We start from the raw sequence: 23,797 nt of genomic DNA, 5'->3' as shown, positions 1-23,797 counted from the left end.
TTTAAGGCTGTTTTACGACCACGACTGCGGGCCAGATGGTGGGCGGCTTCGCCGCGCCAGTGGTGACTAGTGGGTGTCGACTGCGCTGATTTCGGACTTGTCGCCGCTCCACTGGGTGTGGAACGTGCCTTCCACGTCGACACGGTTGTACGTGTGGGCGCCGAAGAGGTCGCGCAGGCCCTGGGTCAGGGCGGCGGGCAGGCGCTTGCGGCGCAGGCCGTCGTAGTACGCCAGCGAGGAGGAGAACACCGGTACCGGGATGCCGAGCTGGACGGCGGTGGAAACCACGCGGCGCCAGGCCGGGAGGACCTCGGCGATTTCGGCGGCAAAGGCCGGGGCGAACAGCAGGTTGGCCGGCTTCTCGTCAGCGGCGTAGGCCTTGGTGATGTCCTTGAGCAGCTCGGCGCGGATGATGCAGCCGCCGCGCCACAGCGAGGCGATCTCGTCCAGCTTCAGGTCCCAGTTGTATTCCTTGGCTGCGCTGTTGAGCATGTCGATGCCCTGCGCGTAGCTGATCAGCTTGGATGCGTAGAGTGCCTGGCGGACGTCTTCAACGAAGTCGGTCCCCAGTTCCACGGCAACCTCGTGCCCGGCCAGAACTTCCTGGCCAATGGCGCGCTGGTCGCGCTGGCTGGAGAGGCCGCGGGCGAACACGGACTCGGCGATCGCGGAGATGGGCGAACCCAGGTCCAGGCCGGACTGAACCGTCCAGCGGCCCGTGCCCTTCTGCCCTGCGGAGTCAACGATGACATCTACCAGCGGCTTGCCGGTCTTGGCATCAACGTGGCCCAGCACTTCAGCGGTGATCTCGATCAGGAAGGAGGCCAGCTGGCCTTCGTTCCACTTGCCGAAGATCTCTGCCTGCGCTGCCGGCTCAATGCCGGCAGCGCTGCGGAGCAGGTCGTACGCTTCACCGATGACCTGCATGTCGGCATATTCGATGCCGTTGTGAACCATCTTCACGAAGTGGCCGGCACCGTCGGTGCCAATCCACGCACAGCAGGGCTGGCCGTCGACCTTGGCGGAAATCTTTTCCAACAGCGGGCCAAGCGCGTCGTAGGACTCCTTGGAACCACCGGGCATGATGGACGGGCCCAGCAGGGCACCCTCTTCACCACCGGAAACACCAACACCCACAAAGTGCAGATCCTTCTCAGCCAGCGCAGCTTCGCGGCGCCGGGTGTCCTGGAAGTTGGAGTTGCCACCATCAATGATGATGTCACCGGCCTCCATGAGCGGCACGAGCTGATCGATCACGGAGTCAACCGGACCGCCGGCCTTGACCATGATGAGCACGCGGCGCGGCTTTTCCAGGGACTCCACGAGCTCGGCCAGGGTTTCGGTGCGAACAAACTCGCCCTCGGTGCCGTGGGCGTCCAGCAGTGCGTCGGTCTTTTCAACCGAGCGGTTGTGCAGGGCAACGGTGTATCCGTTGCGTGCCAAGTTGCGTGCCAGGTTGGCGCCCATGACAGCCAGACCCGTGACACCGATCTGTGCGGTGCCGATTTGTGCAGACATGCTACCTCCAGAGTATTTTGAACAGTTTCCCCAATCATATCCGGGACGGCGCCCGTTCCCCAGTTTGTTTCACGATCCGGATGCCGTGCCGCAAAGATGCCACGCGGAGCCCCAAACAGCATAAAGTCCCTTAATATGGCAACCGGATGCCAAACCGCAGCCTTAGGCCCTGAAGTTCAGGAGCACCTTTCCGGACTCGGCTGAATTTCGAGCCGTTTCAAAGGCCTCGAGTCCGTCGTTGAGCGCGTATTCATGCGTAACAACCGGGTCGACCCGCAACGAGCCGTCTGCCAGCGCCTCAATCACCTCGTCAATTTCGCCATTGAAGCGGAACGAGCCCACCAACTCCAGTTCACGGGTGATCGCCAACGATATGGCAATCGGTTGCTCACCGGATGGGAGCAAGCCCACCATGACAACCCGGCCGCCGCGCACGGCACCGTTGATGGCCGAAGCGAGACCGAAATGGTTTCCTGAGGATTCAATGACGACGTCGGCCTCCACGGCAGCAATCGTTGCTGCATCAGGGGCTTGCAGCGTCACGTCGGCACCCACGGCAGCGGCGATCTCCAGCGGCTTCGCATGCATGTCGACCGCCGTGATGTGGGCGGCCCCGGCACGCTTGAGCACTGCGACTGCCAGTGCCCCGATGGGGCCGCAACCCACCACCAGCGCCGTCTTTCCGGACACGTCACCGGCCCGCGATACTGCATGCCAGGCCACGCTGGCCGGCTCCACGAGTGCGGCCTGGCGCAACGGCAGTGCCTCCGGGAGCGGCCGGAGCATGCGTGCCGGCAGGTTGGCGTAACGCAGGAAGGCGCCATCCGTGTGCGGGTGCCGGGCCGCGCTGCCCAGGTAGGTGCAGCCCGGGGACAGGTTGGGCCGGTCCAGCGGATACTTGGCAGCACCGGGGGCAGGCGTGGCCGGGTGCACCGCCACGGGTGTTCCGGCAGCGGGCCCGGTCCCGTCGGCAGCGGCGCGGATGACGGTGCCCACAACCTCGTGCCCAAGAACCATGGGGTCCTTCATGATGGACTCGCCCGCGGCGCCATGCAGCCAGTAATGCAGGTCCGAGCCGCAAATGCCACCGTAGGCAATGTCAATGACCGCCTGGTCGGGCCGTGGCGGGGTCAGGGCCACCTCCTCGATGCGCAGGTCGTCCTTGCCGTGGGCCACCACGGCCGGCGCGGTTGCGGGCAGTGTTGGGTGCTCAGTCACAGGTGCCATCTTTCTAAACCACTACCGTCATGCCGCCATCAATGAAGATGGTCTGGCCGTTTACAAAATTGGAGGCATCGGAAGCCAGCCACACGGCGGGCCCCGCCAGGTCGGCGACAGTGCCCCACCGGTTGGCCGGAGTCCGGCCCAGGATCCAGGAATTGAATTTCTCGTCGTCGACCAGGTTTTGGGTCATTTCCGTGTGGATGTATCCGGGAGCAATGCCGTTGATCTGCAGTCCACCGGCGGCCCACTCGGCGGTCATGGCGCGGGTCAGGTTCCGCAGCCCGCCCTTCGCTGCCGTATAGGCGGCTATGGTGGGCCGGGCCAGGTCTGTCTGGACCGAGCAGATGTTGATGATCTTTCCACGGCCGCGGGCCAACATGCCGCGGGCGGCTTCGCGACCTACGAGGAAGGCGCTCGTCAGGTCGGTGTTGATGACCCTGTTCCAGTCCTTCACATCCAGGTCAAGGAGCGGGACGCGGTGCTGGATGCCGGCATTGTTGACGAGGATCTCCAGCGGCCCGACATTGGCTTCGATCCAGGCGATGCCTTCGGCGGCTGCCTGGTCATCGGTGACATCAAAAGCGACGGATCGGATCCGGCCGGCCGGAAAATCGCCCGCCATCGCCGCTTCTGCGGCGGCCAGCCGTTCCGGGTCCAAGCCGTGCAGGACGACTGTCGCTCCGGCGTCGGCAAGCCCGCGCGCCAAGGCATTGCCTATGCCGCGGCTGGAGCCCGTCACCAGGGCTGCGCGTCCGGTCAAGTCAAACAATCCACTCATGCTTTGGTTCCTTAGCTGCTGAAGTAGTTTTTAGTTGTTGCACCCCCGCCCCGGTTGAGGCGAGAGTTATGCCTTGCCGCTGAGGCGGGCGATGCTTTCGCGGACCACTGCCAGATCCTGGTCGCCCAGCCCCTGTTGTATCAACGTGCCGTAGAGGGCGTGCCCGGCAGCGGTCATGGGCACGGCGGACTCCGCAGCCTGTGCACTTTCCAGCACAAAGCCCAGGTCCTTGTGCATGAACTTGGCCGGGCCTGTCGGCGCATACTCCTTGGCGGCAATGCGCGGGCCGACAATCTTCATCACCTGGCTGCCGGCCAGTCCGCCGGCCAGGACCTCAAAGAGCGCCGTGACATCCATGCCCGAGCGTTCGGCAAGCTCGGCTGCCTCCGCAAGCGCCGCCGTCGCGGTTCCCACCAACAGCTGGTTGCAGGCCTTCGCCAACGATCCGGAACCAAGGCCGCCCAGCAGGCGCACAGTGGTTCCCATGGCTTCCAGCGCGGGGCGGGCCCGCGCAAAGTCTTCCTCGGCACCGCCGGCCATGATGGCCAGTGTGCCGTTTTCCGCCCCGACGGTGCCGCCGCTGACGGGAGCGTCGATGACAGCTGCGTTGCCCGCGCTGACCCGGGCCACCTCGACACCAAAGGTCTTCACAGCCTGCGGCGAGACGCTGCTCATAACCACGACGACGGTTCCCGGCTCAGGGGGCAGCGCGCCCCAGGCGGCCAGCAGCGGTGCGGCGGCGTCGGCGATGTAGCTCAGGTCGGGCAGCATGAAAATGATGATGCGGCTGTCGCGCAACTCTGCAACTGTGGCGGCGGCGTGGGCGCCCTGCGCGGCGAGGGCGTCAACGGCGGCCGCCGAACGGTTCCAGACGGCAAGCGGCCAGCCCGCCCGCAGCAGGTTGGCGGCCATCGGGGCGCCCATGTGGCCCAGGCCGACAAATCCGAGCTGCCTGCCCCGTGCATCCTGGCCGTCCGGCACTGGGATGTCGCCCGGTGGGGATGAAGGGGCTCGGGTCATTGGGTACCAGTCCTCACAACTTTGTGGTTTGGGCTTCTGACGAGATTGTTCGTCGCATTTGTTCAGCATTCTATCCACAATTCAGTATGATGAACACCATGACCCTTAATAATCTCACCGTCGCGATTGCCGTCCCGCTCGAAGCCGAGCTCGTGGAGGCCATCAGGTCCGCCCATCCAGCAGTCACCGTCTTCTACGAACCAGAGCTGCTGCCGCCGGAGCGGTTCCCGGCCGACCATGCCGGCGACCCTGCCTTCCAGCGCTCGGCAGAGCAGGAAACCCGCTACTGGGAGCTGCTGAACAGCGCCGATGTGCTCTACGGCCTTCCCAATGATAATGCGGCGGGCCTGGCCGCCATCGCATCGAGCACCAAGCTGCAGTGGATCCAAGCCATGGCAGCAGGGGCCGGCGGCGCCGTCAAGGCAGCCAAGCTGTCCGCCGACGACCTGGCCCGCATCACCGTCACCAGTTCCGCCGGCGTCCACGCCCTGCCGTTGGCCGAATTCGCCATGATGGGAGCGTTGAACGGCATCAAGCGCACCGCCGAGCTTGCCGCAGACCAGACAGCGAAACACTGGCCCGAGCTGCGCACGCCCACCCGTTTGGCCAGCGGCTCCAATGTGGTCATTACGGGCCTTGGCGAGATCGGCCTGGAAACGGCACGCCTGGCCCGTGCCCTGGGCATGAACGTCAGCGGCACCAAGCGCAGCATCGAAGCCATCGCCGGCATCGACAAGGTCACGGACACGGCGGGACTGCCCGGGCTCGTGGCCACGGCCGACGTCCTCATCAACACCCTCCCGGGAACGCCCTACACGGAGAAGATGATCAACTCCGAAATCTTCGACGCCATGAAGCCCGGCACCGTGCTTGTCAACGTTGGCCGCGGCACCGTCATTGACGAGGATGCACTCCTGGCAGCCCTGGACAACGGCCAGGTCTCCTACGCCTGCCTCGACGTGTTTGCCGTGGAGCCCCTGCCGGCCGCGAGCCCCCTGTGGGAGCACCCGCGCGTCATGGTTTCGCCCCACACCTCGGCGTTGAGTGCCGCGGAGAACCGCCTGATTGCCGAGCGCTTCATTGAGAACCTCAAGCGCTTCCAAGCCGGCGGGACGCTGCTGCACGCCGTGGATCCCGTCCACTTCTACTAAGCCCAACCCCAAAGGGGAGCCTCCAGTGCAGGAGGCTCCCCTTTTGTGTGCCCGCATGAAGATCGACGGCGGATGGCCCGTCCTCGCGCGGCAGCCAGCGGGCGATCTTCCCTTTCACTGCCAGCCGGCGGCGGGCCGGCCCCAGCGCAAGGTGAGGGTCCCGCGGCGGGTGCGGGTCCGGCGTCGTGCCTGGACGAGCGAGGGGCCCATTAAATGCCACACGGCACCTGCCAAGGCAGGCGCCGTGTACGCGGTGGTGAGGTGCGGAGCCCCGGGTTAAGTGGCGTCCTCGACAAGGTTGAGGTCGCGGCCCACGGTTTCCGGGGCGACAAAGGTGGTGGCGAAGGAGATCGCCGCCAGGACCAGCGAGTAGCCGGCCAGCACCATCCACGACTGGTTGGTGACGGCCAGGAGCACCCCGCCCACGAACGGGGCGATCCCGCCGGCGAACACCGCCGAGATTTCCCGGCTCATGGCAACGCCGGTGAAGCGGTGCGTGGCCCCGAACAGCTCGGGCAGCATGGCGCACTGCGGGCCAAGCATTGACTGCACGCCAAGCGCAATGCCGACGCTCATGACAATCCAGACCAGCGTGACGTTGCCCAGGGAGATCAGGTAGAAGGCCGGGAAGGCGAACACCAGCTGGAACAGGGCACCGTAGCGGTACACCTTGATGCGGCCCACGCGGTCGGACAAGGCGCCGAAGGTGATCACCATGACCGCGGAGAATCCGGCGGCGATGAGCAGGCCGACGGGGCCGATGAACTTGTCGCCTTCGAAGATCCCGCCCTGGGCCGCCATGTAGCCGACAAGCAGGGTGGAGTAGATGGTGGAGTTGCCGTTCTCACCCATGCGCAGCCCGATCCCGATCAGCACGTTCTTTTTGGAGCTGCGCCACAGCACGCCCAGCGGGTTCTTCGTGACGTTCTTGCGCTTCTCCAGCTCCTGGAAGACGGGTGTTTCCTTGAGCTTGAGGCGGATGTAGATGGCGACGGCGATCAGCAGGACGCTGGCCAGGAACGGCACGCGCCAGAGCCAGCCTTCCAGCACCTCGGGACGGGCCATGCCCAGCAGCGCGAAGGTGCCCGCGCCCAGCAGGGTGCCGATTTGGATGCCCACGAACGGCAGGGCCGCGAAGAAGCCGCGGCGTTTGCGCGGGGCAACTTCGGAGATGAGGGTGGTTGCCCCGGCCTGCTCGGCCCCGGCTCCAAGTCCCTGGACGATCCGCAGGATCACCAGCAGGATGGCACCCAGCATGCCGGCCTGCGAATACGTCGGCAGCAGCCCAATCGCGAAGGATGCCCCGCCCATGAGCCCGACGGTGAGCAGCAGAACCTGCTTGCGGCCGAAGCGGTCGCCGATGTAGCCGAAGATCAAGCCACCGAACGGGCGGGCCGCGAACCCAACACCGTAGGTGCCGAAGGCTGCGAGCAGGGCCCCTGTTGCACCCAGCGGGGCAAAGAAGAGCGGGCCGAAGATCAACGCGGTCGCCAGCCCGAAGATGTAAAAGTCGTAATACTCAAGCGCCGAGCCAACCGAGCTGGCCAAGGTGGCCCGCCGCAGCTGCTCCGGATCCACCTTGTCATCCGCAAGGTCCGCGGAGGGGCGGGTGGGCTGTAAAGGCTGTGTAGTCACTGGTTCTCCCTTGAATCTCCCCAAACCACCATTGGTTCAGGCAGGCGACAACGACCTATGAGGTCGATCACTATGTTGAACAGCGTACATTACTGTGAACACATCGCCAAGGGAAATGTTTATTTATTGCTAGCCCATCGGATTTCCGAGCATTTTGGTCAGCTCCGTCAACTCTCGCACCATGGCCGCACGCTGCTCCTCCGAGAAGGTCGCCTTCAGGGCGGTCACGGAAACGGCCAGGCTTGGACCATGGGATCCCCGCGTTGGCACGGCCACACCGAGGCTCACAACACCCAGGGTGGATTCCTCGTCCTCAAGCGCATAGCCCTGGGCCCGAATTTGAGCAATCTCAGCCTTGAGCTCACGGCCGGTCCGCAGGGACTTCGGTGTCATGACGGGCAACGCAGCGTCGTCCGGGAAAAGCTGCTCAAGGTCATGGTCGTGCAGCCTGGAAACCAGCACCTTGCCCACTGCGCACAGCGTCACTGGCATCTTGTCGCCAATGTTTGAGGTCAGCCTGACGGCAGGGTGCCCCTCATGTCGGGCCAGGTAGATGACATTGTCGCCGTCGAGCATCGCGATGCGCACCGTTTCCCCCTTAAGCACAGGAGCCTGCTCGCAGAAGCGGTAGAACTCCCGCACTTCGTCCCGGCGGCTGAGGTACGCGGCGCCAAGTTCCACCAACTTCACACCAAGGGCGTAGTCGGAGCCGAGCCGCGTGATCAGCTGTGTGTCCTCCAAGGCCTGCAACAGGTTGGAGGTCGAGGATTTGGGGATGCCCAATTCGCGGGCCAGGTCACTGAGGGTCAACCGTCCCACCGTTGACGCCGCCAACGCGTCAAGCACGGCCGCCGCCCGGGTTACGGCAGGCGCCGGGGTTGCATTGGCCCGAATGTCACTGCTCTTCTGGGACTTGACCTGAATTTCGCTCACGTGGCTTCCTCGACGCTGAAGGCTGCGGCCCGGGAATCCCCCGGGCCAGGCGTTCAACTGCAAGACCGCAGTTCATTGCAGTGAACAATTTCCATCATACTGTCCATAGCCGGAGGTAGAACGTCCGGTATTGTCTTTTGGCCCCGCGAGCGGTATATTCGTGTGCAGACCTTCCACTGTGGCGTCCCCCAATAGCCACAGTGGAAGGTCCTCCAATTTAAGTGCCGGCGCTTCTGAACACGGCCAAGCGCCCCCCCGCTTCCATGGGTGAGTTCATCGTGGCACCTTCCGATCCTCGCGCAGATAAAGGGCTGTTTTGGCGAACCCTCGCGCAGATACGGGCCACGGTCCGAGCCTCCTTTCGCAGCGGTACGGGAAACTCGTGCCGGAGGGTGTGTGCTGCGCCGAGAATGCCCCTGAGTCGCGAGAATGCGTCGAAGATGCGCCTTCTCGCGGGCTTGAACCATTCTCGATGAAATTGCTGCAGAACTACGAGGGTTCGACCCATTCTCGGCGCGTATTTCCATCTCCACCCGGCTGATCCGTCTGGATCGAATGATCCGGCAGCCCAAAAGACGTCAGTAGGACCACGACGGAACGCCCTGAGTCCCTGCCGACGACATCCCGGGCGAAAGTGGCTTGAAAACTGACAGCCATGGTGGCGGCTGAACTCCTGAATCGCCCAGGGAAGGGCCACGAAAGCCCGTATTTCTAAACTCCCACCTTGCCACGCGCGAGTTGGCGGCGAAGTACCCACGTTCAGGGCGCGTTCCCGCGGGCCCGCCAGGGCAACCGACAGCAGGCAACCGCAAGCAAGACTGCGGCGACTCCAACGCCCGCTCCCCACGGCGGGACTGCGACCCCGTCAGCTGGTCAGCCAGCAGCCCCGGCGCTCCCCCGTTGCTCCCCCGAAGGCCCTGCAGGCGCTCCCCGGGAGGCCCGACCGCCACGAAATTTCCCCGGGCCCGTGCCTGTATTCGTTCATGACCGCTGTCTGGAACCGAGCTGGGAGCAATCTGGCAATTGAGCGTGTCAGTTTGCATCTTGCAATTTCAGTTGTTATATTTTTAGTACTGGTTCCCCACCACAGCGTCCCCCAATAGCTGTGGCGGGGAACCTTTCACTTTAAGCGGCACTGTGGTCTTCCGTGGTTGGTGTTGTCACCTGAACCCCGTTCACTTGGGCCGAACCGCCGCGGCCAATGCTTCATCCGGTCATTTGCAGGGGGCCGCGCATTCGCCAGGTCCCGCCGTCAAAGTCGCGCTCCAGGTCCATGGTCACGAGCTCGCTGCGCAGGTTTTGGCCCAGTCGGGCCTGCAGGCGCCACACTTGGACATCCACGCGTCCCTGGCCCTTGGGCATCCGCTGCGCGTGTTTCCACCACTCGATCCGCTCATACCAGCGCACAGGCTCAGCCCCCACGATCCACACCCGGCCATTGCGGTGCACAGCCGTCGGCACCCCGGCAGGGTCGGTTCTTACCAGTATTTCTTCCACGACTGTCTTCATGCCCCGTACGCTACGGGCAGGGTCTGACATTCCGGTGCCCGGGATGGCTCCCGTGCAGCGCCTTGACACCATCAGGCCCGGGGAGGTGGCAGCGCAGGCGGTTCCCCTCCGGGCCCGGCGTTGAGCGCCGGCTCTGCTACTTGAACGCCATCAGGCGCAGGAACTGCAATTCGCTGATGACCTGAATATCCTGCCCGGCCGCGCCAAGTTCAAGGGCGCGCTTGACCTTGCCACTGGGTGGGCCGCCACGTTCCAATTCCGCGCTGACCACCATGGTGACCTTCTTTGTGGTGCTGTTGGCAATCGTGGCACCCTTTGCTGCCGCAGCGTCTTGCGCTTCAGTTCGCGGCAGGGCGGCCAAGTCTCCGCTGAAAACAATTGTCTGCCCAAAAAGCGGCCCATGGGGATTGGCCGCTGGATTTGCCTGCGGCAGGTCCGCCAGTTTCCGCGCATAGCCGGGCGCGTAGTAGCTGGGCATCTTGGCAGCAGCCTTGGTGCCGGCCGGCCACAGTGCGTCCAGGCTGGCGGCACCGTTGCGCCGGGCCAGTTCAATGGCGATAAGAGCACTGGCACGCGCATCGTCACCGGCATCGTGGTGGTTGAATGCGGGGAGTTCCAGGGCGCCGACGACATCAGAGAGCGTGTAGTGGGCCAATTCCAGATGCTTCCGGGCCAGGGCAAGTGTGCAGTGAAAGTCCAGGGCGGGCGCAGGGAGCCCGCACACCTCGTTGGCCTTGGAAATGACCGACTTCTCAAAGCTGACATTGTGGCCCACCAGGGCGTCGCCATCTATGAAGTCCATCATGGGACCGTGAATGCCGGTCCAGTCGGGCATGTTGCGCACCTGGCTGGCGGTGATGCCGTGGATGCCCACGTTGACGGGGTGGAAATCGCGATAACCAGGCAGCGGATTCATCAGCCATGCTGCCTGCTCAACGACGACTCCGGCCCGAACCTTTGTCAGGCCCACGGCGCATGCCGAGGCACGGAAGTTATTGGCCGTCTCGAAGTCGATGGCTGTAAAAGAAATCCCCTGCATGCTTTCCCCCTGTTGCTGCGCACCGCTGCGCATCCCTGCCCGGACGGTCTGCCGGAAACAAAAAACCCGCGGTATCAAGGCTGCTGCCTTGATGCCGCGGGTTCTTCAGTGGTGGGTCCTACCGGGATCGAACCGATGACATCCACGGTGTAAACGTGGCGCTCTACCAGCTGAGCTAAAGACCCATTCATTGCTTCAGACTTCCAAGCTTTGTGCTTGTCGGCCTGACCAACGAGAAACTACTGTACATGATGATTCAGCGATTGCGCCAATCGAGTCCCAGCGCATCAGCGAGGTAGCCCAGGCTCTCCCCCACACCCGCCTCCAACCTCACGTCGGCGAGCGGGTCCCCGCGTGTTGCACCCCGGTTGATGATCACCACGGGCTTGCCGTCCTTATTGGCCTTTTTTACAAACCTCAGCCCGCTCATGACGGCCAGCGACGAGCCTGCCACCATCAGGAATCCGGCCGCGTCAACCAGCTCGAAGGACCGCGCAACCCTGTCCTTGGGCACGTTTTCACCAAAGAACACAAAATCCGGTTTCAGCAGCCCGCCGCACAAGGGACACTTGGCCACGTTGAATTCGGCAATGAGCTTCTCACTTTCAAGGTCCGCATCCGCGTCGGGCGCCGCCGACACCCCGCCGGCCCCGGAGACTGCCGCTAGGAAGCCGGGATTGAGTTCGGTGAGAATGACCGCAATAAATGTCCGCGAGTACGTGTTGTTGCAGCCCATGCACACGACCCGGTCGAACCGGCCGTGCAAATCCACGACGGCGGGGGTGTCGGCATCCCCGTGCAGGCCGTCAACATTTTGCGTAATGATGCCTGTCAGGTGCCCGCTCGCACGCAGCGCGGCTGCTGCAAGGTGCCCGGCATTCGGCACGGCGTGGTGCATGTGCGCCCATCCGACATGATTCCTTGCCCAATACCGCTGGCGCAGCAGGGGATCAGCCATGAATTCCTGGTAGGTCAGGGGTTGTCGCGGAGGGGAATTGGGGCCGCGGTAGTCGGGTATTCCCGAATCGGTGCTCAGCCCCGCCCCCGTCAGCAGGGCTGCAGGGTGCCGGCGCAGCAGTGTGGCAACACCGTCAAGTGCCGCCATGTCGGCGTCGGCCAAACCGGTGCCAATCGCACCGGGCGCCTGCAGCGCTGGACCCCCCGTCCCGGAATTGCGCTGCACGAAGGCCGTCTCGCCGATGCCCGGACGCACGTTGTCCATGGCTACAGCTGCTCCAGCGCCTGCCGGTACCGTCCGAGCGGACGGGCCTGCCCGGCGGGGGTGCTGAACATGTCAGCGATGACCCCGTCGGCAGTGAGCAAGAAGGTGCTGCGCCCGGCGATGCCGCGGGTCTCGTCAAACACCCCGTAGGATTTGGCGGCTTCGCCGTGGGGCCAAAAGTCGGCCAGCAGGTCGAAGGCGTAATCTTCACTCTCCGCATAGGCACGCAGCGTATATTTGCTGTCCACGGAAATGGCCAGCAACCGCACGCCGGCGTCAGCGAAATCGGCAAAGTTGTCGCGCAGTTCGCACAACTCACCCGTGCAAATCCCTGAAAACGCAAAGGGATAAAACACGATGGCGACGGCGGTGCCACGCAGTCCGGCCAGCGAAATTGGCTCACCAAACTGGTTTGGCAGGCAAAAGTCGGGAGCAATGTCCCCCACAGCCAAGCCTGGGTGCGCGCCGCCGTCGTGCTTCACGGGCAAACCAGTCCTATTGGCGCTTGCGCGGAACCAGGCGGGTTGCCGCCCAATCCGTGGAAACGCCGGCGGTGGTGGTGACGTGCAGCCCGGCAGTGGGCGCCGCTTCCTGAATGTCCGACGGCGGGACGTAACCTTCCCGGCCCGACTTGGGTGTCAGGATCCATACCACCCCGCCCTCATCCAGTGTTATCAGTGAATCCACCAGGGAATCCACCAAGTCGCCGTCGTCTGCACGCCACCAGAAGATGACGGCGTCCACAACGTCATGATCATCCTCGTCGAACATTTCGGACCCGATTAGGTCCTCAATGCTGTCGCGCAGCCCAAAATCAACGTCGTCGTCGTATCCGAGTTCCTGGACAAGATCCTCGTCCTTGAACCCCAATTTGCCTGCCACCTTGGCAACAGTGCCGGCGTCGGCCTCACTCACGTTATTTCCTCCTGCGGTCAACGCTTGCGCGCTGGTTGTTGGTCAGTAACCCCAGTCTAGGGGCTGTGCCCGTGTTGCCCCTACTTAATAGCGGATAGCCACAAACTTCCCGCAAGGAACCCCGTCGCATTGTGATTTATATTACGAAGCCGGCTGTGAGTTCCTTGCAGTGGACGGCCGCCGGGGTCCGGCACGCGGTCATGCGGCCGGCGCAGCTACGCACAACGGGTAACTGCGGTCTAGAGTGTTTGTACACGCCCAAGGCCACAGCATTGGGCGCCCCACACTGCTTTTAAGAGAGGTTGGACGTGGCTGCAGGAGACCAGAACTCCCATATCCTTAGCGGGTTGACTAACCAGCTGCCTGATCGCGATCCGGAAGAGACTGCCGAATGGCTTGAGTCCTTGGATTCGTTGATTCAGGAACGTGGCACCGAGCGTGCCCAGTTCATTATGCGTAGCCTGCTGCAGCGGGCCGGCGCTCAAAGCGTTGGCGTGCCCATGGTCACGACCACTGACTATGTGAACACGATCCCTGCCGACCAGGAACCCGTGTTCCCCGGCAACGAAGAAATCGAGCGCAAGTACCGTACCTGGTTGCGGTGGAACGCCGCCGTGCTGGTCCACCGGGCCCAGCGCCCCGACATCGGTGTTGGCGGACACATCTCCACCTACGCCGGGGCCGCGACCCTGTACGAGGTTGGCTTCAACCACTTCTTCCGCGGCAAAAACCATGCAGGCGGTGGTGACCAGGTATTCTTCCAGGGCCACGCCTCCCCCGGCATGTACGCCCGCGCGTTCCTGGAAGGACGCCTCACCGAGGAAGACCTCGATGGTTTCCGCCAGGAAAAGTCCCACGAGGGCCACGCACTCTCCTCGTACCCGCACCCGCGCCTGATGCCGGAGTTCTGGGAATTCCCCACCGTGTCCATGGGCATCGGTCCGATGAACGCGATCTACCAGGCACAGTCCAACAGGTACCTGAACAACCGCGGCATCAAGGACACCACCGACCAGCACGTCTGGGCTTTCCTGGGCGACGGCGAAATGGACGAGCCCGAATCACGCGGCCTGCTCCAACTCGCCGCGAACGACAAGCTCGACAACCTGACCTTCGTCATTAACTGCAACCTCCAGCGCCTCGATGGCCCGGTCCGTGGCAATGGCAAGATCGTCCAGGAACTCGAAGCGTTCTTCCGCGGTGCCGGCTGGAACGTCATCAAGGTCCTCTGGGGCCGGGAATGGGACGACCTCCTGGACCGTGACAGTGACGGTTCCCTCGTGGACGTCATGAACACCACTGTCGATGGCGACTACCAAACGTACAAGGCAGAGTCCGGCGGATTCGTGCGCGAGCACTTCTTCGGCCAGACTCCGCAAACCAAGGAACTCGCCGCACACCTCTCCGATGACGAGGTCTGGAACCTCAAGCGCGGCGGCCACGATTACCACAAGGTCTACGCCGCCTACAAGGCAGCAACCGAGTTCAAGGGCAAGCCCACAGTCATCTTGGCCCACACCGTGAAGGGCTACGGCCTGGGCACCCACTTCGAGGCGCGCAACTCCACGCACCAAATGAAGAAACTCACCCTCCAGGACCTCAAGGACTTCCGCACCCACCTGCGCCTGCCCATCACCGATGAGGTACTCGAAGCGGATCCGTACCGTCCCCCGTACTACCACCCCGGCATGGAAACCCCGGAAATCCAGTACATGATGGAACGCCGCCAAGCACTCGGCGGATTCGTCCCCGAACGCCGCAACACCCACACCGAACTCGAGCTCCCTGGAGATAAAACCTACGAGGTTGCCAACCGTGGCTCCGGCAAGCAACACGCGGCCACGACCATGGCCTTCGTGCGCCTGCTCAAGGACCTCATGCGCGACAAAGGCATCGGCCAGCGCATTGTGCCGATCATCCCGGATGAGGCACGCACCTTTGGCATCGACGCGTTCTTCCCGACCGCGAAGATCTACAACCCCAACGGACAAAACTACCTCTCCGTGGACCGCGATCTCGTCCTGGCCTACAAGGAATCAATCTCGGGCCAGATCGTGCACGCAGGCATCAACGAAGCCGGTTCCGTGGCAGCGTTCACCGCCGCCGGCACCGCGTACGCCACCCACGGCGAACCGTTGATCCCGATCTACGTGTTCTACTCCATGTTCGGCTTCCAACGCACCGGTGATTCCTTCTGGGCAGCCGGGGACCAAATGACCCGCGGCTTCATCATCGGTGCCACCGCGGGACGTACGACCTTGACCGGTGAAGGGCTCCAGCACGCTGACGGGCACTCCCCGATCTTGGCCGCCACGAACCCGGCAGTGGTCAGCTACGACCCGGCCTACGGTTACGAGATCGGTGTCATCATGCACGCCGGCCTTGAACGCATGTACGGCAAGGATTCAACCGATCCCAACGTCATGTATTACCTCACCGTGTACAACGAACCCATCATCCAGCCCAAGGCGCCGGAGAACATGGACGTTGAAGGCATCACCAAGGGCATCTACCTGCTCAAGAAGGCCGAGACCGAAGGACCACGCACCCAACTGCTGGCCTCCGGTGTGTCCGTTCCGTGGGCGCTGGAAGCACAACAGATCCTGGCCCAGGAATGGGGTGTTGCCGCCGATGTCTGGTCGGTGACGTCCTGGACCGAGCTGCGTCGCGACGGCCTCGCGGCCGAGGAAGATTCCTTCCTGCACCCAGAGAACGAACCGCGTGTCCCGTACGTCACCGCCAAAATGGCTGACGCACACGGACCCGTGGTCGCTGTTACCGACTACATGAAGGCAGTGCCGGACCAGATCCGCCAGTTCCTGCCCAATGACTTCGCGACCCTGGGCGCGGACGGCTTCGGCTTCTCCGACACCCGGGCAGCGGCCCGGCGCTTCTTCAAGATCGACTCCCACTCAGTAGTCGTCCGAACCCTGCAGATGCTGGCCCAACGCGGCGAAGTGGATGCCGACGCACCGCGCCAGGCAGCCGCCAAATACGACCTGCTCAACGTCAACGCAGGCACCACCGGCAACGCCGGAGGCGACAGCTGACACTAACGGCCGACTGACGGCGTCCGACTGACGGGTGGTTGGTGTTGCTGTGGAACATCCACAGCAACACCAACCACCCGTTCTTCGTTAAGTCGCATGTCCGCGGCAATTGCGCTCCAGCATCCGCCGCCAAACTTGTGGGGTTCACACAAATAACGCCTGCGGGCAATAAGGACATATCCTCAAGACATGGCAGCACAGAACACGCCGGCGGCACCGCCACCGGAAAAAGACTCCGCCGGCAATCAGGCACAGCACCGGCGCAGCGGAATCACGGGCACGTCCGAGACCTTGCAGCGGCTGAGGGCAAGCGTTGGCACGCTCTCCACGATGATGCACAAGGAGCTTGAAAGGACACTCCCCTGGTACAGCCGGCTCAGCGCCGACGAACGCTCGGCACTGGGCATGGTGGCACAAAATGGCATCACCGCGTTTGTGTCCTGGTACGAACACCCGTCGTCGCCCAGCTGGGTCCTGTCGGACGTGTTTGGCACAGCCCCGACCGAGTTGACCCGCTCCATCAGCCTGCAGCGCGCCTTGCAGCTGATCCGCACGGTGGTCCAGGTCGTCGAAGACAGGGTCCCGGAACTGGCGGCACCGGAGGAGCAGGTTGACCTGCGGGAAGCTGTCTTGCGCTATTCGCGGGAGGTGGCCTTTGCCGCAGCCGACGTCTATGCCCGTGCTGCGGAAAATCGCGGTGCCTGGGACACCCGGCTGGAGGCCCTGGCTGTTGACGGCATCCTGCGCGGGGAAAACGCCGACGCCCTGCAATCACGCATGTCAGCCCTGGGCTGGACCTCCCAGGGGCGCTTCACCATCATGGTGGGGCCGGCCCCGTCGGAACCCAATCCCTTGTTCCTGGCAACCTTGCGCCGCGCCGCCGGACGCTACGCCGAAGACGTCATGGTGGGCATTCAAGGCGACAAGCTGATCCTCGTGCTCGGCAATGTCACCACTCCGGAGTCTGCCTACGTCCGGCTCAGCGAACTCTTCGCCCCGGGGCCGGTTGTTTACGGACCGCTTGCGGCAACTCTGGCAGACTCCACGGCCTCAGCCCAGGCGGCGTTTGCCGGCATTTCAGTGGTCAGGGGCTGGTCCTCGGCGCCCCGCCCCGTTTCCGCCGACGACCTGTTGCCTGAACGTGTGATCGGCGGCGACGAATCAGCCCGGCGGGCACTGCTGCTCGGCATCCACCGGCCCCTGGTTGCCGCCTCCAACGGCCTGATCGAAACCCTCAGCAGCTACCTCCAGGGCGGTCATTCCCTGGAAGCCGCCGCCCGTGAGCTATTTGTGCACTCCAACACCGTCCGCTACCGGCTGCGCCGCGTCTGTGACGTCACGGGCTGGGACCCGCTGATCCCCCGGGAGGCGTTTGTCCTGCAGACAGCCCTCATCGTGGGCCGGCTGGCCACACCGGCCAAACAAACACCCGCCACGGCCCCGGCACACACCGTGTCTGGCAGCCGGACAGCGACTGCCCGCGGCAAGGGCAAAAGCTGAGCAGTTAGTCCTTTTTCGCCCAAAAAAAGTCACCGATGGCGCCCTGCGGACACCGATATTGTAGACTTCCTACAAATTGTGCAGAAGAGCTTGGTGCATGAAAACACCGTGAAAATGCCGTTAAGTTTGGAAAGCTGGTAAATGTGCTTGCAATAGTCTGCCCTGGACAGGGCTCCCAATCCCCCGGCTTCCTTTCCCCATGGCTTGAACGCCCGGGTGTGCAGGAACAATTGGCCGCCCTGAGCGACGCTGCGGGGATTGACCTGCTGGCCCACGGCACCACCTCGGACGCCGAGACCATCAAGGACACCGCCGTCGCGCAGCCCTTGATCGTGGCAGCAGGTCTCATCACGGCCCGGGCCCTTCTGGGCGACGACACCCCCGCAGCCCTTGCCTCCCGACCGGTGGTTGTCGCCGGGCACTCGGTGGGTGAAATTACCGCTGCCGCCCTGACGGGAACCCTCTCCAGCGCCGATGCCATGGCGTTTGTGCGCGAGCGTGCCAACCGCATGGCCGACGCCGCAGCGGCAACTCCCACAGGGATGGCGGCAGTTGTCGGCGGGGATGCCGACGAGGTCGCCGCCGCCATTGCCGCGGCCGGCTTGACGCCCGCGAACATGAACTCCAACGGCCAGACGGTTGCCGCCGGCACGCTGGAGCAGATCGCCGCACTGGTGGCTGCCCCGCCGGCCAAGGCCCGGGTCATCCCGCTGCAGGTTGCCGGCGCCTTCCACACCCACCACATGGCACCCGCGGTTTCGGCCTTGGAGGCCCTTGCCCCGTCGCTTGCCACCCACGCACCCACGGTGCCGCTGCTGTCGAACTACGACGGCGCCGTCGTGCCTTCCGGGGACGCGGCACTGCAGTCCCTCATCGCCCAGGTGTCGCGGCCGGTCCGCTGGGACTTGTGCATGGAAACCATGGCCGCCATGGGCGTGACGGGGCTGATTGAACTGTCCCCGGCCGGAACACTGACCGGCCTGGCCAAGCGCGGCATCCCCGGCATTGCCACGGTTGCCGTGAAAACGCCCGATGATCTTCAAGCTGCCCAGGACCTGCTGGCAGCACACTCCGCGCCCCAAGAAGGAACACTGTGAGCACCCCGACACTGAAACAACACACCCTGCGCGCCGGATCCACCATCCTGGGCATAGGCGCCTACCGCCCGTCCGAGATCGTCACGAACGCGGATGTGTGCCAGTGGATCGACTCCTCCGACGAGTGGATCCAGCAGCGCACCGGCATCATCACCCGCCACCGGGCACCCAAGGACGTCTCCGTCGTGGACATGGCCGTGGGCGCAGGCGCCGAGGCCATCAAGCACGCCGGCATTGAGGCGTCCCAGATCGGTGCCGTCCTCGTCTCGACTGTCACGCACCCCTACGCGACGCCGTCGGCTGCCGCATTGATCGCCGAACGGCTCGGAGCTGCACCGGCCCCGGCCTTTGACATTTCAGCTGCCTGTGCCGGTTACTGCTACGGCGTGGCCCAGGGTGACGCCCTGGTGCGCTCCGGCACAGCCGAATACGTGCTGGTCATCGGCGTCGAAAAGCTCTCGGATGTCATCGACAACCACGAGCGCACCATCTCCTTCCTGCTCGGCGACGGCGCCGGCGCCGTCGTCATCGGCCCCTCGGACGAGCCGGGCATCAGCCCCACCGTGTGGGGTTCCGACGGCAGCAAGTGGGACACCATCGGCATGACGCACTCCCAGCTGGACATCCGCGACTTCAGCGAGCAGGCCATGAAGGGCGACGGCGTCGCCCTCGCCGCCGCCGACGAGGCGCATTCCACGCTGTGGCCGACGCTGCGCCAGGACGGCCAGACCGTGTTCCGCTGGGCCGTGTGGGAAATGGCTAAGATGGCCAAGAAGGCGCTTGCAGACGCGGGCATCACGGCAGCCGATCTCGGCGCGTTTGTGCCACACCAGGCCAACATGCGCATCATCGATGAGCTGGCCAAGCAGCTGAAATTGCCTGAGCACGTCATCATTGGCCGCGACATTGCCGACGCCGGCAACACTTCGGCCGCCTCGATTCCGCTGGCAACACACCGCCTGCTCGCGGAGAACCCCGAGCTCTCCGGTAAACTTTCGCTTCAGATCGGCTTTGGTGCCGGACTGGTGTTTGGCGCCCAAGTGGTGCGCCTGCCCTAACAAACGTATCTGACCACATCCGTGGTTTGATCATCATGCCTGAAAAGATCAAGTCCTTGATCACAGCACATAATGAAAAGGAGCCGTCAATGGCTAGCAACGAAGAAATCCTGGCTGGTTTGGCCGAAATCGTCAACGAAGAGACAGGTCTCGCCCCGGAGGCAGTTGAGCTGGACAAGTCCTTCACGGATGACCTGGACATCGACTCCATCTCGATGATGACGATTGTTGTCAACGCCGAAGAGAAGTTCGACGTGAAGATCCCGGACGAGGAAGTCAAGAACCTCAAGACCGTTGGCGACGCCGTCAGCTTCATCGAAGCCGCACAGGGCAAGTAAGCCCCGAGTTTTGCTCCCTGTCTGCGCAAGCGGCACAGGGCATGGTGGTTGGCCGGAAAGCAGGACGCCGGCCAACCACATCAACATCCCCGAGTCCTGCCCCATAAATTTTGTAGAGAGTTGAACCATGGCCCGCAAAGTAGTCATCACCGGATTGGGTGCCACCACGCCCATTGGCGGCGACGTCCCGACCATGTGGAAGAACGCCCTCAAAGGTGTCTCCGGCGTCCACACCCTCACGGACGACTGGGTGGAAAAGTACGATCTTCCAGTACATTTCGCCGCCAAGGCATCAACTCCTGCCACAGAGGTGCTCAGCCGTGTGGAGGCCAAGCGCATGGACCCCTCAACGCAGTTCGCTGTTGTTGCCGCCCGTGAGGCCTGGAAGAATTCCGGCCTCGAAGATGTCGACCACGACCGCCTCGCCGTCGCGTTTGCCACAGGCATCGGCGGCGTCTGGACTCTTCTCGACGCGTGGGACACCCTGCGTGAAAAGGGCCCGCGCCGCGTCCTGCCCATGACAGTTCCCATGCTGATGCCCAACGGCCCGGCCGCTGCCGTCAGCCTGGACCTCGGCGCCCGCGCCGGAGCCCACACCCCCGTTTCCGCCTGCGCTTCAGGCACCGAGGCCATGCACATCGGCCTTGAGCTGATCCGCTCAGGCAAGGCCGACGTCGTCGTGGCCGGTGGCGCCGAAGCCGCCATCCACCCGCTCCCCATGGCCTCGTTCTCCGCCATGCAGGCGCTGTCCAAGCGCAACGACTCCCCCGAAACCGCCTCGCGGCCCTACGACGTCAGCCGTGACGGCTTTGTCATGGGTGAAGGCGCCGGCGCCCTCGTGCTTGAAGCCGAAGAGCACGCGATCGCCCGCGGCGCCCGCATCTACGGCGAACTGGCCGGCACCTCGGTTACGGCCGACGCTTACCACATCACGGCTCCGGACCCGGAAGGCCTGGGCGCAACCCGCGCCCTGAAGGCGGCCTTGTTCGACGCCCGGGCACTGCCCGAGGACGTTGTCCACGTCAACGCCCACGCAACGTCCACTCCCGTGGGCGACCGTCCCGAGTACTCGGCCCTGAAAGCCGCCCTGGGCGAGCACGTCAACAACGTGTGCGTCTCGGCCACCAAGTCGCAGATGGGGCACCTGCTGGGCGCCTCGGGTGCCGTCGAGTCGGTGCTGACGGTGCTGGCCGTCTACCACCGCCTGGCCCCCGTCACCATCAACCTGGAAAACCAGGACCCGGAAATCCCGCTCGACGTTGTCACGGGCACCCCGCGTGAACTGCCCGATGGCGAGATCATGGCCTTGAACAACTCCTTCGGCTTCGGCGGGCACAACGCCGTCGTGGCCATCCGCAGCACGGGCCCCAAGGTTGAGATGGACTAACACCCCCTCCCCACCTCCGCCACCAACTAACCCGCAGTTATGGTCGTTAAAACAACTTTTTTACGTTGATTTAGCGACCACAACTGCGGGTTAGATTTTTAAGGTTTTTAAGGTTTTTAAGGTTCTTAAGGGAAGGAAGGCAGATCAGCCTACGTGGTGCAGCCAGCGCACGGGCGCCCCGGCGGCGGCATGGCGGAATGGTTCCAGTTCCTCGTCCCACGCCTCACCCAGGGCAAGCGACAGCTCCTGGTAGACGAGGGAAGGGTCGCCCTTGCCTGCTTCATAGGCGTATCGGATGCGGTCCTCGGACACCATGATGTTTCCGTGAACGTCGGCAACAGCGTGGAAGATGCCGAGCTCAGGGGTGTGGGACCAGCGCGATCCGTCGACGCCGGCACTTGGATCTTCCGTGACTTCGTAGCGCAAATTTGCCCAGCCGCGCAGCGCCGAGGCAAGGCGGGCGCCTGTTCCGGCGGGTCCGTGCCAGGAAAATTCGGTGCGCAGCACATTGGGCGCCGCGGGCTGTGCAGTCCACTGTAGGTCCGTGCGCTGGTCCATCACCGCGGCAATGGATGATTCAATATGCGGGCACATGACAGCCGGGGCTGAGTGCACAAACAAAACACCACGCGTGTTTCCGACCTTCATTCCATCCTCCATTGCAGTAGGTGCGTCTTCCCCAACGACCTTCTTAGGATGGAACTGGTGTTGCGTGGATCCGATGTGAACTGACCCTGATTGTCCGGCTGTGAGGCCGGGCCTTTCGTTATTGAGCGTTTGCTCCCTTTCATTGTGCCGTAGCTGAGCTGATTACGCCACCGTAGGGACTTTCCATGACGGCCATGGGCCAATTTTTCTCTTTAGGCCCTCGGGTGGGCTGTTCGGTAGCTGTCCCTGAGCCGCTCCACCGAGACATGGGTGTACAGCTGTGTGGTGGCCAGGGAACTGTGGCCGAGAATTTCCTGCACGGCGCGCAGGTCCGCGCCGCCATCCAAAAGGTGCGTGGCTGCGGAATGGCGCAGGGTGTGCGGTCCGGTGGCGGAGGTGTCCCCCAGTGAAGCAAGGTGCTTGTCAACCACTGAGCGCACAGTGCGCTGGTCGACGCGCCCGCCCCGTTGTCCGAGGAATAGGGCGGTGCCGCTTTTTGGCTTGTGCAGTTTGTTTCGCCCCACGTCCGCCCAGCGGCCCAGGGCAGTGTCGGCGGGCAGCCCGAAGGGCACTGTGCGTTCCTTGTTGCCTTTGCCCACCACACTGACTGTGCGTCGTTCCCGGTTCACATCAACGAGGTCCAAGGCAGCCATTTCACCCACGCGGATTCCGGTCGCGTACAGCAGTTCAACCATGGCCAGGTCACGCAGTGGAATCGGGTCGCCGGTTTCTGCGGCGGCGGCCAGCTCTTCAAACAGCCGCCGCACCTGCTGTTGCTGCAAGACGGCGGGCAGGTTCTTTTCACGCTGCGGCGCTTTCAACCGCAACGCCGGATCCACTGCAATGATCTCTTCCCGCAGGGCCCAGGAGGTAAAGCTGCGCGCCGTGGCTGCGCGCCTGGCAAGTGTCGAGCGGGCCAGACCCGCGGCGTTCTGCTCTCCCATCCAGCGTCGCAGGGACCCCAGGTCCAGCTCGGCCAGGGAGGTGTTGCCTTCCGTGACGGCGTGAATCAACAGGGCATCAATGTCCCCGCGGTACGCCCGGATGGTGTGTTCCGAACGGCCACGTTCCGCGCGCAGGTAGCGCTCGAATGCATCGGCCGCCTGGGCCAAAGCGGGCGGCAGGGCTGAACGTTCTTCTGGATCCACACAACCACTGTGCGCTGTCGGACCGGCCGTGGCAAGCTGCCCCGCCGCAACACCTCGTTTTCAACCAGCCCAGACCGGCACCTATGACGTACGACCCTGGCGAATCACCAGTGAGTGCTTGGGCGATGGCCGCGATGGCGTCGTCGACCCTCAGCACTATTGACTGGCCGCCGACACTGGTGCCGGTGCCCAAAGCCGGCTGGGTGAAGGAGCTGACATCACCGCCACGGACACTTTCCAGGCTTGGTGCGAGGTTTGCAACCACCCCCGCATCCAGGCCCGAACCACCACTGATGCAGGGTGCCACCTTGTCAACGAGCCCGGTCACCTTGATCGAACTGGTCAAGGTGGCCGGGGCAAGAACTGTGTTCAGAACAGCCTTGAGAAAGTCTTGCTGGTCCTTGACACGTTGGCAGCCACCGTCGATGAAGGCATGCCGTTCACGGACGAATCCCAATGCCGGGTCTCCCAGGGCCTCGGTGATGGCCTTGAACACATGTCACCTTGAGAAGCTCGGCAGCGTGCACTGTCATCTGGCCGCCGAATGTGCGCACTGCGCAGGTGCGCGGCAGGCGCCAGCGCGATGACCGTCGGCGCAGACGAGGGAGTGGTCGTTGCGGGCCCAGT

20 protein-coding genes and 1 tRNA gene are annotated in these 23,797 nt (G+C 63.9%); 7 read left to right on the top strand and 14 right to left on the bottom strand.

Translation table 11 applies throughout. The features are described from left to right. Positions 1 to 66: 66 nt before the first annotated feature. From gndA to AC1L6K_RS09915, 4 genes are all read right to left on the bottom strand, one after another. Positions 67 to 1,518 (bottom strand): NADP-dependent phosphogluconate dehydrogenase, encoded by a 1,452-nt coding sequence (gene gndA / locus AC1L6K_RS09930; protein ID WP_480952520.1) that lies wholly within the window; start codon positions 1,516 to 1,518, stop codon positions 67 to 69. A 162-nt stretch (positions 1,519 to 1,680) separates the two neighbouring features. Next, entirely contained in the window at positions 1,681 to 2,745 is a 1,065-nt protein-coding gene (locus AC1L6K_RS09925) for an L-idonate 5-dehydrogenase (RefSeq protein WP_480952519.1), read from the bottom strand. A gap of 4 nt (positions 2,746 to 2,749) precedes the next feature. Continuing rightward, entirely contained in the window at positions 2,750 to 3,520 is a 771-nt protein-coding gene (locus tag AC1L6K_RS09920; RefSeq protein ID WP_480952518.1) for an SDR family oxidoreductase, read from the bottom strand. Between the two features lie 66 nt (positions 3,521 to 3,586). Further along, positions 3,587 to 4,540: an NAD(P)-dependent oxidoreductase gene (locus tag AC1L6K_RS09915; protein WP_480952517.1), complete on the bottom strand. Its 954-nt coding sequence runs from the start codon at positions 4,538 to 4,540 to the stop codon at positions 3,587 to 3,589. Positions 4,541 to 4,626: 86 nt separating this feature from the next. On the opposite strand from AC1L6K_RS09915, the gene AC1L6K_RS09910 reads away from it, so the two are divergent. Then, entirely contained in the window at positions 4,627 to 5,691 is a 1,065-nt protein-coding gene (locus AC1L6K_RS09910) for a D-2-hydroxyacid dehydrogenase (RefSeq protein WP_480952516.1), read from the top strand. Positions 5,692 to 5,967: 276 nt separating this feature from the next. Here the strand turns inward: AC1L6K_RS09910 and AC1L6K_RS09905 are convergent, their stop codons facing one another. The 8 genes from AC1L6K_RS09905 to AC1L6K_RS09870 form a co-directional block, all read right to left on the bottom strand. Next, positions 5,968 to 7,326, bottom strand: coding sequence for an MFS transporter (locus AC1L6K_RS09905; RefSeq protein ID WP_480952515.1), 1,359 nt, complete (start codon positions 7,324 to 7,326; stop codon positions 5,968 to 5,970). A gap of 129 nt (positions 7,327 to 7,455) precedes the next feature. Next, entirely contained in the window at positions 7,456 to 8,250 is a 795-nt protein-coding gene (locus AC1L6K_RS09900; protein ID WP_480952731.1) for an IclR family transcriptional regulator, read from the bottom strand. Between the two features lie 1,215 nt (positions 8,251 to 9,465). Continuing rightward, a complete protein-coding gene (locus tag AC1L6K_RS09895; protein ID WP_480952514.1) occupies positions 9,466 to 9,768 on the bottom strand; it encodes a hypothetical protein in 303 nt (100 codons plus the stop codon). A gap of 136 nt (positions 9,769 to 9,904) precedes the next feature. Next, entirely contained in the window at positions 9,905 to 10,807 is a 903-nt protein-coding gene (locus AC1L6K_RS09890) for an exonuclease domain-containing protein (RefSeq protein WP_480952513.1), read from the bottom strand. 109 nt (positions 10,808 to 10,916) lie between these two features. Further along, positions 10,917 to 10,992 (bottom strand) — tRNA-Val (locus AC1L6K_RS09885). A gap of 71 nt (positions 10,993 to 11,063) precedes the next feature. Continuing rightward, the gene (locus tag AC1L6K_RS09880; RefSeq protein ID WP_480952512.1) at positions 11,064 to 12,029 is read right to left on the bottom strand and encodes a Sir2 family NAD-dependent protein deacetylase; all 966 of its coding nucleotides are present in this window, start codon (positions 12,027 to 12,029) and stop codon (positions 11,064 to 11,066) included. A gap of 2 nt (positions 12,030 to 12,031) precedes the next feature. Continuing rightward, the gene (locus tag AC1L6K_RS09875) at positions 12,032 to 12,511 is read right to left on the bottom strand and encodes a peroxiredoxin (RefSeq protein WP_480952511.1); all 480 of its coding nucleotides are present in this window, start codon (positions 12,509 to 12,511) and stop codon (positions 12,032 to 12,034) included. Positions 12,512 to 12,524: 13 nt separating this feature from the next. After that, positions 12,525 to 12,944: a DUF3052 domain-containing protein gene (locus AC1L6K_RS09870; RefSeq protein ID WP_480952510.1), complete on the bottom strand. Its 420-nt coding sequence runs from the start codon at positions 12,942 to 12,944 to the stop codon at positions 12,525 to 12,527. A 308-nt stretch (positions 12,945 to 13,252) separates the two neighbouring features. Here AC1L6K_RS09870 and aceE point away from each other — a divergent pair, with 308 nt between their 5' ends. The 6 genes from aceE to fabF all read left to right on the top strand — a co-directional run bounded on the left by aceE (position 13,253) and on the right by fabF (position 21,374). Further along, positions 13,253 to 15,994: a pyruvate dehydrogenase (acetyl-transferring), homodimeric type gene (gene aceE, locus AC1L6K_RS09865; protein WP_480952509.1), complete on the top strand. Its 2,742-nt coding sequence runs from the start codon at positions 13,253 to 13,255 to the stop codon at positions 15,992 to 15,994. 189 nt (positions 15,995 to 16,183) lie between these two features. Continuing rightward, entirely contained in the window at positions 16,184 to 17,494 is a 1,311-nt protein-coding gene (locus AC1L6K_RS09860) for a PucR family transcriptional regulator (protein ID WP_480952508.1), read from the top strand. Positions 17,495 to 17,637: 143 nt separating this feature from the next. Further along, complete coding sequence (locus AC1L6K_RS09855; RefSeq protein ID WP_480952507.1) at positions 17,638 to 18,591, top strand: ACP S-malonyltransferase; 954 nt, start codon at positions 17,638 to 17,640, stop codon at positions 18,589 to 18,591. Beyond that, on the top strand, positions 18,588 to 19,649 hold the full coding sequence (locus tag AC1L6K_RS09850) for a beta-ketoacyl-ACP synthase III (RefSeq protein ID WP_480952506.1): 1,062 nt from the start codon (positions 18,588 to 18,590) through the stop codon (positions 19,647 to 19,649). Before AC1L6K_RS09855 ends, AC1L6K_RS09850 begins: the two co-directional genes overlap by 4 nt. 89 nt (positions 19,650 to 19,738) lie before the next feature. After that, entirely contained in the window at positions 19,739 to 19,987 is a 249-nt protein-coding gene (locus AC1L6K_RS09845; protein WP_444531684.1) for an acyl carrier protein, read from the top strand. Between the two features lie 127 nt (positions 19,988 to 20,114). Further along, positions 20,115 to 21,374 carry a beta-ketoacyl-ACP synthase II gene (gene fabF, locus AC1L6K_RS09840; protein WP_480952505.1) on the top strand — a complete coding sequence of 420 codons (1,260 nt, stop codon included), beginning with the start codon at positions 20,115 to 20,117 and terminating at the stop codon, positions 21,372 to 21,374. Between the two features lie 144 nt (positions 21,375 to 21,518). On the opposite strand, the gene AC1L6K_RS09835 is transcribed toward fabF, so the two are convergent. Both AC1L6K_RS09835 and AC1L6K_RS09830 read right to left on the bottom strand, forming a co-directional pair. After that, on the bottom strand, positions 21,519 to 22,022 hold the full coding sequence (locus AC1L6K_RS09835; RefSeq protein WP_480952504.1) for a DUF3145 domain-containing protein: 504 nt from the start codon (positions 22,020 to 22,022) through the stop codon (positions 21,519 to 21,521). A gap of 212 nt (positions 22,023 to 22,234) precedes the next feature. Further along, the gene (locus AC1L6K_RS09830; RefSeq protein WP_480952503.1) at positions 22,235 to 23,170 is read right to left on the bottom strand and encodes a tyrosine recombinase XerC; all 936 of its coding nucleotides are present in this window, start codon (positions 23,168 to 23,170) and stop codon (positions 22,235 to 22,237) included. Between the last annotated feature and the right edge of the window lie 627 nt (positions 23,171 to 23,797).

It is taken from the genome of Specibacter sp. BI4, from assembly GCF_056680095.1.
The sequence above is the reverse complement of the archived record's forward strand: the minus strand, read 5'-3'. Positions and strand labels throughout refer to the sequence as shown.

What these genes read in the sequence shown, in the direction of transcription:
- AC1L6K_RS09920 (WP_480952518.1), bottom strand. Translation starts at nt 3,520, where the DNA reads ATGAGTGGATTGTTTGACTTGACCGGACGCGCAGCCCTGGTGACGGGC.
- AC1L6K_RS09915 (WP_480952517.1), bottom strand. Translation starts at nt 4,540, where the DNA reads ATGACCCGAGCCCCTTCATCCCCACCGGGCGACATCCCAGTGCCGGAC.
- AC1L6K_RS09860 (WP_480952508.1), top strand. Translation starts at nt 16,184, where the DNA reads ATGGCAGCACAGAACACGCCGGCGGCACCGCCACCGGAAAAAGACTCC.
- AC1L6K_RS09925 (WP_480952519.1), bottom strand. Translation starts at nt 2,745, where the DNA reads ATGGCACCTGTGACTGAGCACCCAACACTGCCCGCAACCGCGCCGGCC.
- gndA (WP_480952520.1), bottom strand. Translation starts at nt 1,518, where the DNA reads ATGTCTGCACAAATCGGCACCGCACAGATCGGTGTCACGGGTCTGGCT.
- AC1L6K_RS09845 (WP_444531684.1), top strand. Translation starts at nt 19,739, where the DNA reads ATGGCTAGCAACGAAGAAATCCTGGCTGGTTTGGCCGAAATCGTCAAC.
- AC1L6K_RS09835 (WP_480952504.1), bottom strand. Translation starts at nt 22,022, where the DNA reads ATGAAGGTCGGAAACACGCGTGGTGTTTTGTTTGTGCACTCAGCCCCG.
- AC1L6K_RS09910 (WP_480952516.1), top strand. Translation starts at nt 4,627, where the DNA reads ATGATGAACACCATGACCCTTAATAATCTCACCGTCGCGATTGCCGTC.
- AC1L6K_RS09880 (WP_480952512.1), bottom strand. Translation starts at nt 12,029, where the DNA reads ATGGACAACGTGCGTCCGGGCATCGGCGAGACGGCCTTCGTGCAGCGC.
- AC1L6K_RS09895 (WP_480952514.1), bottom strand. Translation starts at nt 9,768, where the DNA reads ATGAAGACAGTCGTGGAAGAAATACTGGTAAGAACCGACCCTGCCGGG.
- AC1L6K_RS09890 (WP_480952513.1), bottom strand. Translation starts at nt 10,807, where the DNA reads ATGCAGGGGATTTCTTTTACAGCCATCGACTTCGAGACGGCCAATAAC.
- fabF (WP_480952505.1), top strand. Translation starts at nt 20,115, where the DNA reads ATGGCCCGCAAAGTAGTCATCACCGGATTGGGTGCCACCACGCCCATT.